General features: G+C 61.1%; 9 protein-coding genes. 6 read left to right on the top strand and 3 right to left on the bottom strand.

The genetic code is table 11. The annotated features are described in order from the left end of the window. The first annotated feature begins 18 nt into the window (after positions 1-18). Both ABV589_RS21525 and ABV589_RS21520 read left to right on the top strand, forming a co-directional pair. A complete protein-coding gene (locus ABV589_RS21525; protein WP_007969495.1) occupies positions 19-489 on the top strand; it encodes a RidA family protein in 471 nt (156 codons plus the stop codon). Further along, complete coding sequence (locus tag ABV589_RS21520) at positions 486-1,697, top strand: aminotransferase class V-fold PLP-dependent enzyme (protein ID WP_367083521.1); 1,212 nt, start codon at positions 486-488, stop codon at positions 1,695-1,697. Before ABV589_RS21525 ends, ABV589_RS21520 begins: the two co-directional genes overlap by 4 nt. On the opposite strand, the gene ABV589_RS21515 is transcribed toward ABV589_RS21520, so the two are convergent. Then, on the bottom strand, positions 1,667-2,008 hold the full coding sequence (locus ABV589_RS21515) for a hypothetical protein (protein WP_003222394.1): 342 nt from the start codon (positions 2,006-2,008) through the stop codon (positions 1,667-1,669). The genes ABV589_RS21520 and ABV589_RS21515 overlap by 31 nt on opposite strands. Positions 2,009-2,260: 252 nt before the next feature. On the opposite strand from ABV589_RS21515, the gene rapA reads away from it, so the two are divergent. Next, the gene (gene rapA / locus ABV589_RS21510) at positions 2,261-5,107 is read left to right on the top strand and encodes an RNA polymerase-associated protein RapA (RefSeq protein WP_367083519.1); all 2,847 of its coding nucleotides are present in this window, start codon (positions 2,261-2,263) and stop codon (positions 5,105-5,107) included. 186 nt (positions 5,108-5,293) lie between these two features. Here rapA and ABV589_RS21505 read toward each other — a convergent pair whose 3' ends face one another. Next, positions 5,294-6,643, bottom strand: a complete 1,350-nt coding sequence (locus ABV589_RS21505; protein WP_367083517.1) for an MFS transporter — start codon at positions 6,641-6,643, stop codon at positions 5,294-5,296. 301 nt (positions 6,644-6,944) lie between these two features. Here ABV589_RS21505 and ABV589_RS21500 point away from each other — a divergent pair, with 301 nt between their 5' ends. Both ABV589_RS21500 and ABV589_RS21495 read left to right on the top strand, forming a co-directional pair. Continuing rightward, positions 6,945-7,313 carry a YkgJ family cysteine cluster protein gene (locus ABV589_RS21500; protein ID WP_007969491.1) on the top strand — a complete coding sequence of 123 codons (369 nt, stop codon included), beginning with the start codon at positions 6,945-6,947 and terminating at the stop codon, positions 7,311-7,313. Between the two features lie 147 nt (positions 7,314-7,460). Beyond that, on the top strand, positions 7,461-9,743 hold the full coding sequence (locus ABV589_RS21495) for a bifunctional diguanylate cyclase/phosphodiesterase (protein ID WP_045121932.1): 2,283 nt from the start codon (positions 7,461-7,463) through the stop codon (positions 9,741-9,743). Here the strand turns inward: ABV589_RS21495 and ABV589_RS21490 are convergent. After that, entirely contained in the window at positions 9,634-10,530 is an 897-nt protein-coding gene (locus ABV589_RS21490) for an NAD(P)-dependent oxidoreductase (protein WP_367083514.1), read from the bottom strand. The two genes, ABV589_RS21495 and ABV589_RS21490, sit on opposite strands and share 110 nt — an antisense overlap. Positions 10,531-10,727: 197 nt before the next feature. Between ABV589_RS21490 and ABV589_RS21485 the strand changes: the two genes are divergently transcribed. Continuing rightward, the gene (locus tag ABV589_RS21485; RefSeq protein ID WP_367083513.1) at positions 10,728-12,926 is read left to right on the top strand and encodes a hypothetical protein; all 2,199 of its coding nucleotides are present in this window, start codon (positions 10,728-10,730) and stop codon (positions 12,924-12,926) included. Positions 12,927-13,182: the final 256 nt, after the last annotated feature.

Genomic DNA, 13,182 nt, shown 5'->3' with positions numbered 1-13,182 from the left:
CACTCAGGAGGACTCAACATGACAGATCTGCTCAGCAAGCGCGTTGAACAACTCGGGCTGCAACTTCCGCCTCCCAGCCAGCCCATCGCCAATTACGTCAATCAGGTCGGTACTCAAAACCGCCTGTACATCTCCGGACAAATTCCGTTGATTGACGGCAAACCGGCCTTCATCGGGCGTCTGGGTGAAGCCATCAGCGAAGAGGAAGGGATCAAGGCTGCCGAACTGGCGGCCTTGGGCCTGCTCGCGCAATTGGGTGATGCCTTGGGCGATGATTTGTCCAGGCTGGGACGTATCCTGCGACTCGGCGTTTTTATCGCCACCACGCCCGACTTTCAACGCCAGGGCGCTGTGGCCAACGGTGCTTCGAATCTGCTGGTCAACGCACTCGGTGAAAAGGGCAGGCATGTCCGTACCGCTGTGGGTGTGTGCAGTCTGCCGAGCGGTGTGGCGGTTGAAGTCGATGCGATTTTCGAGCTGCTCCCGTGAATGCCGAGGCCGTCGGATATCTGCGAGCGGCCACGCCCGGCTGCGCCCGGATCATTCACTTCAACCATGCGGGTGCCTCCCTTCCGAGCCAGGCAACCCTCGATGCAATCATCGAGCAGTTGCAACGCGAAGCGCTCGGCGGCCCGATGGAGGCCGCTGATACTCAACTGCAGCACAGAGCACGCAGCGCCGCCGCGACACTGCTCAATGCGGCCCCGGAAGACGTCGCTTTCGCCAGCAGCGGCTCGGCGGCATGGAGTCAGGCGTTCAATGCGCTGGGGCCATGGCAACCCGGCGAGCGGATCCTCGTCGGACGTCACGAATGGGCCGGTAATCTGGCCTGCATGGCTGAAGCGGTAAAGGCCGGTGCGCGACTGCAGGTGATCCCCTGCGATACCGATGGCGCTGTCGATCCGCAAGCGCTCGCGCGGATGATCGACCGCAATGTGCGCCTGATCGCCCTGACCTGGCTGCCGGCCAATGGCGGCCTGATCAACCCCGCCGAGCGGATCGGCCAGGTCGCGCGACAACATGGAGTCCCCTACTTCATCGACGCCGGTCAGGCGCTGGGGCAGTTGCCCTGCGACGTTCGAGCGTTGCAGTGCGATGTGCTCAAGGGCGCCGGGCGCAAGTTTTTGCGCGGCCCGCGCGGTACGGCATTGATGTACATCCGGGGGGCGTTTCTGCAACGGCTGTTGCCACAGCAACGTGATGTGTTGTCAGCCCCGTGGGATGGCCGGCGCTTCACCTTGCGCGATGATGCGCGCCGTTTTGAAACCAGTGAAGTGTCGCTGGCCCTGCTGGCCGGGCTGGCCAATGCGCTGGAAGAACACAATCGGATCGGCGCAGGGGCGATTCGCCAACGCATCCAGCGCTTGAGCGATCACCTGCGTCAACGCCTGCCGAGCATTCCCGGCCTGACCCTGCGCAATCTCGGTCCGGCGGACCAACAGTCCGGGCTGATCGCCTTCACCCTGGAAGGCTGGGATTGTGTCGAACTGAAACAGGCGCTGGCTGCACGGCGAATCAACATCGGCGCCAACGGCGTGGCCTACACGCCCCTCGACATGCAGGCCCGCGGGCTCGAAAGCCTGGCGCGGGTCGCGGTGAGTTATCTCAACACTGAAGAGGAAATCGAGGCGTTGCTGGACAATCTGGGCGAACTGGCGGCCTCGCCTCAGATCTCGATATCGACCCACAAGCCCTGACGCGGCTGATCTTCCATCAGCGGCACCACCGGCACGGTGTTGTCGGCATTCAGCTCGGTGCCCGGCACGGCCAGATGCTCTTCCGGGTCTTCGTCGGCTTCGCGACGGCGACGATCACGCTCCTGCTGGCGACGCTGTTCTTCGCGCGCCAGCAGTCGATCCTCTTCCGGATCGCGCTTTTGCAGGTCGATCGTGCTTTCGTTGGAGCTCTCCTGCACCGGCACCACCGGAGGAATGTCCGGCCGCTGGCGAATCGGATCCTGCTGGGAAGTGATCGGCACAGCGCTCAGGGGGAGCATCGGTGGCAGCATATAAAGGGTCTCCTGTCAGCAGGCTATCGGCTGCGGCAAAGGCGCCTTGAGCCACTGGTCGCAAACTTGTGACCGGGTTGGCACTGTAGGAGCTGCCGCAGGCTGCGATCTTTTAATGGGACAACGTAGAACTCAGGTGTTTCCGTAGATCAAAAGATCGCAGCCTGCGGCAGCTCCTACCCAGTAATCTTTGGCCCTGAAGCCTGCATTCCGTTAAGATAGCCCGCTTTTTCAAGGTGGGAGTCAGGCAGCATGGCGCAGCAGTATCAACCGGGGCAACGCTGGATCAGTGACAGCGAAGCAGAGCTTGGTTTAGGCACCGTTCTGGCACAGGACGGCCGCTTGTTGACCGTGCTTTACCCGGCCACTGGCGAAACCCGCCAGTACGCGCTACGGAATGCGCCCCTCACCCGCGTGCGGTTCTCGCCGGGTGACACCATTACGCACTTCGAAGGCTGGAAGATGACCGTGCGCGAAGTCGACGACGTCGACGGACTGATGGTCTATCACGGTCTCAACGGGCAGAACGAAGCCGTTACCCTGCCGGAAACCCAGCTGTCGAACTTCATTCAGTTCCGTCTGGCCAGCGACCGTCTGTTCGCCGGGCAGATCGACCCGCTATCGTGGTTCTCCCTGCGCTACAACACTCTGGAACACACCAGCCGCCAATTGCAGTCCTCGCTCTGGGGCCTGGGCGGCGTGCGTGCGCAACCGATCGCGCACCAGTTGCACATCGCCCGTGAAGTCGCCGACCGTATTGCGCCACGGGTTCTGCTGGCGGACGAAGTGGGTCTGGGTAAAACCATCGAAGCCGGTCTGGTGATCCATCGCCAACTGCTCTCGGGCCGTGCCAACCGCGTGCTGATCCTGGTGCCGGAAAACCTGCAGCATCAGTGGCTGGTGGAAATGCGCCGCCGCTTCAACCTGCAGGTCGCGCTGTTCGACGAAGAACGCTTCATCGAAAGCGATGCCACCAACCCGTTCGAAGACACCCAGCTGGCATTGGTTGCCCTGGAGTGGCTGGTCGAAGACGAGAAGGCGCAGGACGCCTTGTTCGCCGCCGGCTGGGACCTGATGGTGGTCGACGAAGCCCACCACCTGGTGTGGCACGAAGACAAGGCCAGCCCCGAGTATTCGCTGGTCGAACAACTGGCTGAAGTGATTCCCGGCGTGCTGCTGCTCACCGCGACCCCGGAACAGCTCGGTCAGGACAGCCACTTCGCCCGTCTGCGCCTGCTCGACCCGAACCGTTTCCATGACCTGGCCGCATTCCGCGCCGAGAGCGAGAACTATCGCCCGGTGGCCGAAGCCGTTCAGGAACTGCTCGACAAGGGGCGCCTGTCGCCGGAAGCACACAAGACCATCCACGGTTTCCTCGGCAACGAAGGCGAAGCCCTGTTGACCGCGGTCAACGATGGCGATACCGAAGCCAGCGCCCGCCTGGTGCGCGAGCTGCTCGACCGCCACGGCACCGGCCGCGTGCTGTTCCGTAACACCCGCGCCGCGGTGCAGGGTTTCCCCGAGCGCAAACTGCACCCGTACCCGCTGCCATGCCCGGACGAATACCTCGAACTGCCGCTGGGCGATCACGCCGAGCTGTACCCGGAAGTCAGCTTCCAGGCCCAGCCGGACGCCAGCGAAGAACAGCGCTGGTGGAAATTCGACCCGCGCGTCGAGTGGCTGATCGATCAGCTGAAAATGCTCAAGCGCACCAAAGTGCTGGTGATCTGCGCCCACGCAGAAACCGCCATGGATCTGGAAGACGCCCTGCGCGTACGTTCCGGCATTCCGGCCACGGTGTTCCACGAGGGCATGAACATCCTCGAGCGTGACCGCGCCGCCGCCTACTTCGCCGACGAAGAATTTGGCGCACAGGTGCTGATCTGCTCGGAAATCGGCAGTGAAGGTCGTAACTTCCAGTTCGCCCACCACCTGGTGCTGTTCGATCTGCCGTCGCACCCGGACCTGCTCGAGCAACGTATCGGCCGTCTCGACCGGATCGGCCAGAAGCACATCATCGAACTGCACGTGCCGTACCTGGAAACCAGCCCGCAAGAGCGCCTGTTCCAGTGGTACCACGAAGCGCTGAACGCCTTCCTCAATACCTGCCCGACCGGCAACGCCTTGCAGCATCAGTTCGGCCCGCGCCTGCTGCCACTGCTTGAAGAAGCCGATGACGGCGAGTGGCAAGCCCTGATCGACGAAGCGCGCGCCGAGCGCGAGCGTCTGGAGCAAGAGCTGCACACCGGTCGCGACCGTCTGCTGGAACTCAACTCCGGCGGTGCTGGCGAAGGTGACGCGCTGGTCGAGGCGATCCTTGAGCAGGACGACCAGTTCGCCCTGCCGATCTACATGGAAACCCTGTTCGACGCGTTCGGTATCGACAGCGAAGACCACTCGGAAAACGCCCTGATCCTCAAGCCGAGCGAGAAGATGCTCGACGCCAGCTTCCCGCTGGGCGACGACGAAGGCGTGACCATCACCTACGACCGCAACCAGGCGCTGTCGCGCGAAGACATGCAGTTCATCACCTGGGAACACCCGATGGTGCAGGGCGGCATGGACCTGGTGCTGTCCGGTTCGATGGGTAATACCGCCGTCGCGCTGATCAAGAACAAGGCGCTGAAACCGGGCACCGTGCTGCTGGAACTGCTCTACGTCAGCGAAGTGGTGGCCCCGCGTTCGCTGCAACTGGGCCGCTACCTGCCGCCGGCTGCGCTACGCTGCCTGCTCGACGCCAACGGCAACGACCTGTCGCCACGGGTCTCGTTCGAAACCCTCAACGATCAACTGGAAAGCGTGCCACGTGCCAGCGCCAACAAGTTCATCCAGGCCCAGCGCGATCAGCTGACGCCGCGGATCAACGCCGGTGAAGACAAGATCACCCCGCGTCACGCCGAGCGCGTGGCCGAGGCCCGTCGTCGTCTGGCCGCCGATACCGACGAAGAACTGGCGCGCCTGACCGCGTTGCAAGCGGTCAACCCGACCGTACGCGACAGCGAACTGGATGCGTTGCGCAAGCAGCGTGAACTGGGCCTGGCGATGCTGGATAAAGCGGCACTGCGTCTGGAAGCGATCCGGGTGTTGGTGGCGGGTTAAAGCGCCCTGCTCCAACGCTATAAATGAAAAGGCCCGCAGCGATGCGGGCCTTTTTGTTTGTCTGGTATTTATCGGCTGATGCTGATGGCCTTATCGCTGGCAAGCCAGCTCCCACAGGGTTTGGAGTGTTTACAAATTATGCGTATGACTCGGTCACTGTGGGAGCTGGCTTGCCAGCGATAGCAATCATGCCGTCGCCACAGAAACATCAGGCTCAACCACAGCCACCAACCCCTCCCTCATCCGCTGCGCATCGCGCACAAAACACCGCGCTGCCAGAAACAGAAACACCATGGTGAAAAACAGCGCCACCGGAATCAGGTACATCGCATCATGCAGCCCCACAGCCTTGAATGCCTCGGTCATCTGTTCGGCGCCTGCCGAGAGCATCGCCGATTTGGCAAAGTGATCGGACAAGGCTCCCACCACCACCGGACCCAAGCCGCCACCGAGCAGGTACAACCCGGCAAAGAACAGCGCCATCGCCGTCGCCCGCAGGCGCGGTTCGACCACGTCCTGAATCGCCGTGTACACGCAGGTATAGAAGTTATAGGCAAACAGCCAGCCGACGCTGAACACCGCAACGAACACGCCGATCTCGACCCGTCCGGCATGCAGCGCCCACGCCGTGCACAGGGTCGAGATGATCAGACTGAAGCCGGCAAACAGCAGCCGCCCGTTGGCGACCCGCTGATGAATCTTGTCGGCGATCCAGCCGCCGAGGGTCAGGCCGATCAGCCCGGTGATACCGACAATCACCCCGGTCGCCACCGCCGCATCCTGCAACGGCATCAGGAAGTAGCGCTGCAGCATCGGCACCAGGAACGAGTTGCAGGCATAGGTGGCGAAGTTGAAGCACAAACCGGCCATCACCAGCCACAAGAATGTCGGCACCGCGAGTACTCGGCGGATCGGCTTGTCGACTCTTTCCTGCGAGACCTGGACGGTTTCCGCCGCACCGCGTTTCGGCTCCTTGATGAAGAACATGAACACCGCGAGGATCAGCCCCGGCACCGCCGCGATAAAGAACGGCGCGCGCCAGCTGTCGAAGGCCTTGACCATCGCGCCGATGGTGAAGAACGCCAACAGCAGGCCCAACGGCAGGCCGAGCATGAAAATACCCATGGCCCGCGCCCGACGGTGCGCCGGGAACAGGTCACCGATCAGCGAGTTGGCCGCCGGTGCATAACTGGCCTCGCCAATACCGATGCCCATGCGCACCAGCAGAAAACTCCAGAAGCTGCCGACCAGACCGTTGACCGCCGTCAGCGCGCTCCAGGTCGCCAGGCCCCAGCCCATCAGTTTGCTGCGCGAACCGGTATCAGCCATGCGCCCCAACGGCAGGCCGGCGATCGCATAAACCAGGGTGAAAGCGGTGCCGACGATCCCCAGTTGAAAGTCGCTGAGGTGCCATTCCATGCGGATCGGCTCGATGATGATCGCCGGAATGGTGCGGTCGAAGAAATTGAACAGGTTGGCAAGGAACAACAGGAACAGAATGCGCCAGGCATTCGCCGCTTGGGTCGAGTTCTGCATGGGTCCGTCTCTTTATTGTTATGAGGGCTTCACTGCCGACGCATCCGAGCCCGGAACCTGCAATCTAGACAGGCGGACCAGTGCTGTCTGTGATCATTCGTCAGCCTGATAATGAGCCATGGCACTGTAAAGAAACGTAAGCCCTTGATAACGCAGCAATCCCCCATAAACCGGGGGTTTTGCAGCAAAATCCTGCCACAAAAAAATACTTTCGCGCCCCCCTTCCCAAGTTCTTGGCGAAGCCTAGAATAGCCGCCGGATCCGTCCGGATTCGCCGATCAACCCCTTTGATGCCCTCCCAATGTCCGAAGTCAGTCCGTGTCTGAATTGCGGTGCCTGCTGTTCCCATTTTCGCGTGTCTTTTTTCTGGGGTGAATGCGCCTCCTCCGGCGGAACGGTGCCCGATGAACTGGTCACCCAGATCAGCCCCAGTCGGGTGGCAATGAACGGCACCGACTGCAAATCGCCGCGGTGTACGGCGTTGGTCGGCGAGGTGGGCAGCCAGGTGCAGTGCTCGATTTACGAACAGCGTTCCAGCCCCTGCCGCGAATTCGAGTCGTCCTGGGAAAACGGCGAACAGAATGTCGATTGCGACAAGGCGCGCGCCCGCTTCGGCTTGCCGCCGCTTGAGCCTGACTGGAATCAGATCCCTTACGAGCAAAGCGCCTGAGATTTAGCGCCAATCGCTATAAAGCTCATGCCGAAATCGTTGGCGCCAATGTGCCACTACCGCTTGCATGGCAAAAACCGCCTCTATACTCCTCTCATTCGCCTGCGTTGCTGACGCAGCAGGGACGACTTCACAGACGGGGATGCTATGGAGTGGCTTGGTTTGCAGTTTGTTACCGAGCTGCCGGAGAGCGGGCAGGTCATTCTCGATTGCACCCATAATCCCTTGCTGGTGCTGGTGGCCTATCTGGTCGCCTGCGCCGCGAGTTTTGCCACCCTCGACATGGCCGAGCGGGTCGGGCATGCCGAAGACCCGGGCTCGCAACGGGTGTGGCGCTGGATCGGCGCCTCGTGCCTGGCCGGCGGCATCTGGGCCATGCATTTCATCGCCATGCTCGCATTCCAGGCGCCGATCGAAGTCCACTACGATCTGGCGATTACCCTGTTCTCCCTGCTGATCGCCCTGCTCGCCTCGTGGCTGGCGATGCACACCTTGAGTGAGCCGCAACCCAGCCTGGTGCACTACCTGAAAACCGCGATCGTCATTGGCCTGGGCATCGCCGGCATGCATTACGTCGGCATGGCGGCGATGCACTCGGCGGCCACTGCCTACTATCAGCCACTGCTGTTCTGCCTGTCGATCGTGATTGCCATCGGCGCCAGCTTCGCCGCACTGTGGGTCGCCGGTTATCTGCGTGAAGGCAGCGGGCGTTTTCATCAATTGCTCAAATACACCGCCGCAGTGATCCTCGGCGCCGGCATCATCAGCATGCACTTCACCGGCATGGCCGCGTTGCATCTGGTCTTGCCCGAAGGCACCGCGCCGACCATGGCGAGCGAAACCAGCCATCTGCAACTGGGTCTGACGGTCGCGCTGATCATCCTGCTGATTCTCGGCAGCGCGATCAGTGCGGCACTCGCCGACAAGAAACTGCAGAACAAGGAGCACGACCTGCGCCGGGTCAACGCCCTGCTCGGCCAGCTCGATCAGGCGCGCATGTCACTGCAGCAAGTGGCCAATTACGACGCGCTGACCAACCTGATCAACCGCCGCGGTTTCAACCAGATCTTCGCCGAAAAACTCAACCAGAAAACCAGCGAAGGCGGCATGCTCGCGGTGATGTTTCTCGACATCGACCACTTCAAAAGGATCAACGACAGCCTCGGCCATGACGCCGGTGACGCCCTGCTCAAAGTCATCGCCAATCACATCAAAGGCTCGGTGCGCAGCCATGAAGACGTGGTTGCGCGCTTCGGCGGCGACGAGTTCTGCATCCTGATCGGCCTGCATGACCGCGAAGAAGCGCGCAACATGGCGCAACGGATCATGCTGAAAATGAAGGAGCCGATCGAACTGGCCGGACGGCGTATGGTGATGACCACCAGCATCGGCATCAGCCTGTTTCCCGACGACGGCACCACCTGCGAAGAACTGCTCAAGCACGCGGATCTGGCGCTCTATCAATCCAAAGGCGCCGGGCGTAACGGCCTGCATTTTTTCAGCTCCAACATGAAGACCCGCGCCAGCCTCGAACTGCAACTGGAAGAAGAACTGCGCCACGCCCTGCGCGAAGAAAACGGGCTGATGCTCTACTACCAGCCGATTTTCGAACTGAAAACCGGTCGAGTGACCAAACTCGAAGCGCTGATTCGCTGGCAGCACCCGGTGCATGGCTTGCTGGCCCCGGATCGTTTCATCGCGATTGCCGAAACCAACGGCCTGATTGCCGAACTGGATAACTGGGTTCTGCGCCGGGCCTGCACCGACCTTGGCGAACTGACGCGCCACGGCTGCGACGAACTGAAAATCGCCTGGAACTGCTCGCCGCTCAACCTTGCCCGGGAAGAACTCGCCGATGAAATCGAAAATGCGCTGCGCACCGCTGGCGTCGCGCCGGAACGCCTGGAACTGGAAGTCACCGAAAATGCGCTGATGGGCAACATCGCCAACACCCTGGTGTTGCTGCGGCAGATCCGCGCCCTCGGGGTGTCGCTGTCAATCGACGACTTCGGCACCGGTTATTCATCGCTGGCCTACCTCAAGCGCCTGCCGCTCAACACACTGAAGATCGACCGTTCGTTCATCCTCGACATCCCCAAGGCAACCGCCGACATGGAGATCGTCCAGGCGATCATCGTCATGGCCCACACCCTGCATCTGCAGGTGGTGACCGAAGGCGTGGAAAGCCTGGAGCAGTACGAATTCCTTGAGCGCTCGGGCTGCGATTTCATTCAGGGCTACCTGCTCAGCCGTCCGGTGCCGCTGGACGAGTTACGCCCGGTGCTGGAAGAAATCAATCAGCGTAAACACTCGCATGCGGTCAATCCGTTGAGTCTGGCGCGCGGTACATTTGTACCAGTGTCGCTGGATCCTTCTGCAAAAAGCCCTGCGCCCCATGCAGGCGCATCAATTGTGCGGCCAATCCGCTGATCGGCGTGGCCGAGCCTTGTTCGCGGGAGAATTTCACTGCGGTATCGAGGTCTTTGAGCAGCGTGCGCACGTGCCATTTCACCGGTTGAAAACGGCTCTCGGCCATTTGCGGCGCGAGGATCTGCAACGGTTTCGAATCGGCAAACCCACCGGCCAGCGCCTCGGCGATCAAGCGCGCATCGACTCCGGCCTGTTCGGCCAGCGCCACCACTTCGGCAATCACCAGCGCATTGCAGGCGACGATCATCTGGTTGCAGGCCTTGGTCACTTGCCCGGCGCCAATGCCGCCCATGTGCGTGACCCGTTGACCGAGGTTGAGCAGCACCGGGCGCACCCGATCCAGATCCCCCGCCTCGCCGCCGACCATGATCGCCAGACTGCCAGCCTCGGCACCGACCACACCGCCGGACACCGGTGAATCGAGCCAGCTCATCCCGGTCTTGCCTGCCAACTCGGCCGCCATCTCGCGAGTTGCCGTCGGTTCGAGGCTGGAAAAGTCCACCAGCAACTGGCCGTTTTTCGCACCTTCAGCCACACCCCCGGCGCCAAACACCACCTCGCGCACCACTGCCGTGTCGGCCAGACAGAGCATCACCATGTCCGCGTGTTCACACAATTCAGCGGGGCTCGCCACCTGCCGGGCGCCGGCTTCGACCAGCGGCGCGCACTTGGCCGGATTGCGGTTCCACACGGTCAGCGGATAACCCGCCGCCAGCAGACGACGGCACATCGGCAGGCCCATCAGGCCGATTCCGGCAAAGCCCAACGAAGGTAGCGTTGACATCATTTTGCCTCTTTTCGATTAAAGATCACTGAATAATGGCCGATTCATGAACGATCAGGAAAGGATTCCCCCGCGCGACGATCAGGCCAAGCCCCTGACGCCCGGGCCAAATACGCGCAGTCAAAGACGCGAGATCCTCTTTCCGTGAGGCTCGATGACAACGGTCGCCGAGCCAACCCTGTCCAGGTATATGGCGCACAATGACTTCTAAAAACAATCCGGCCACTGCGGTATCCGATCTGACCCTGAGCCCTGCGGCGAACAGCCCGGCTCCGATGAAGCCATTGCCTCCTTCGCGCCCGCTGGGCACTCAGCAATATCTGTACTACACCGAAACCAACACCGACCGCATCCTCGACAACCTCGATGGCCTGCGTGATCTGGTGTTCCCGCGCCCGCCACACCTGGAAGGCGACAACGAGCAGCACAACGACCAGGAATTTCCCTCGGTGTGCCTGATCGGCCTCGGTCGCTGCGGCTCGAACATCGCCCTCGACGTCGCGGAGCTGGTGTACAACGCGCGCAAGTTCTACCTCAACGAATTCAACAACGAAGACCGCGCCGCTGACCGGCGTCTGGCCGACAAGGGCTACAGCCCGGCGCAGTGGATCAAGCAGAATCTGCGGATCGGCCCGAACAAATCGAGCAAACCGGTGTTCCTCGTCGAACCGCTGGTGATGCTCGGCGACCTCGACAAGGACATCGCCGGGCGCATCCGTTTTTCGCGCAAGGGCGAGAAAAGCGGCTTCCTGCGCGACTACAGCAAAATGAAGATCATGGACTTGTCCGAAGTCCACGCCGGTGGCGCCGGTAACGCGCCGATCCTCGGTCAGTATCTGGCGAAGATCATCCTCAACAAGGACACCCAGCGCTTCTCCAGCCCCGACTGGAAAATGATCCACTCGTACCTGATCGACAGCTGCGGCATCAAGGCCAACCAGTCGCGCCTGTACTTTTCGATCTTCAGTGCCGGCGGCGGTACCGGTTCGGGCATGGCTTCGGAGTTCGGCCTGGCCCAGCAGCACTCGTACATGAACAAGACGTTCGACACCAAGCCGATGGACGAGCATGACGGCAAGAGCGGGCATTCGTTCGTGTTCGAGCCGATCTTCACCAGCGGCATCTGCGTGCTGCCGAACATTTCCGATCACCGCAGTGAAATGTCCGAGGCGCTGCACATCAACGCCGGACGCCTGCTGTGCAAATACCTGTCGGAGGAATGGGATTTCTCCTACAACTTCGCCAATGAAGACAGCAGCGAAGCCAGCGTCATGGGCCGTATCCGCCCATGGAACGCGATGATGCTGATCTCCAACGACATCATGCGTTACGCCGAAGAGAGCGATGACGGCAACATCCAGAACATTGATGTCAATGCGATGGAGAAGCACGCTAACCAGTACATCTCGCAGCAAATCTTCAACATTCTGACGGCGCAGGCGGTGACCACCGACTACGACCAGAACTACTTCCGCCGCGCCGGCATCGACATCGGCGAAACCATTCGCCTCGATGCCAACGACTTGTTCATGAGCCTGGCCGGCCCGGTGGCGATTGCCTACGCCGAATCAGTGGTACCGGAAACCCCGCCGCCGAGCAGCGACAAGTTCAAGGTGTTCGACAAAGAGCCGCAGCGCCTGAACATCGACGACCTGTTCTTCCGTTCGATCGATCTGCCGCACTTCAACAAGGTCACCCAGGCCATCGAAGGCATCAGCCTGCTGCCGATCGAATCCAAGCGCTATCGCGCCTCGCTGGAGCAGTACAAGAATTCCGGCTACGACGCCGCCGCGTTGCACGACCTGCACTTCTTCAAGAACTGCTCGTCGGTAGTCTCGATCGTCTCGCTGCCCAAAGACTACAAGCTGTCATACATGGATCTGAACCGGTTGAAGACGCACCTCAACAGCCTGTTCCCCAACACCACGCTCAAGCGCTATGCACTGGTGATCGGCGCCTCGGCCAACCTGTCGCTGACCACTCTGATCGCCAAGAGCCCGTGTCTGTCGGACGACTTCCTGACCCTGATCGTGGCGTTCATCAAGCGCTGCTTCGCCAAGACCCCGTACCGTTTCGACGAAACCCTGGACAACTCGATCCTCGACTTCATCATTAATGAGGACTTCGACGAAGACCGCATCGACGACTTGCTCAACGAGTTCGAAAATCCGGCGAAGATCCTCGACACCAACTGGTACGCGATCAAACCGATGTACGAGAAGAAGTACCGCGAGCTGATCAACGACAAAGACAAGTTCGTCTCGATCAACGACATTCGCCTGTCGCGCGATTGCGTGAAGAAGTCGATCAAGTACCTGCGCGAGATCTACCGTCACCGGATCGGCAAGACCAAGGTTATTTCCCTGAATAACCATACCGGGAAGACTTACTCGGTCTGATCCGCAACCGAGTAGCGCCTATCGCTGGCAAGCCAGCTCCCACAGGATCTGCGTGAACACAACTATTTGTGAACACCACAAAACCTGTGGGAGCTGGCTTGCCAGCGATGAGGCCCGCAAATGTCCCGAAGATTTCAGTCAAACCAACATCCAGAAACAATTAAGCAGCCCTCAGGCTGCTCAATAAACTGTTCCCGTTACGTTTACGTCACCGTGAGGCCACCCACGCTTGTGGCCTTTCTCTACGGCAACGTGC

This window comes from Pseudomonas sp. HOU2, from assembly GCF_040729435.1.
GTDB lineage: Bacteria > Pseudomonadota > Gammaproteobacteria > Pseudomonadales > Pseudomonadaceae > Aquipseudomonas.
Note: the sequence above shows the minus strand (reverse complement) of the source record. Positions and strands in the feature narration are given on the sequence as shown.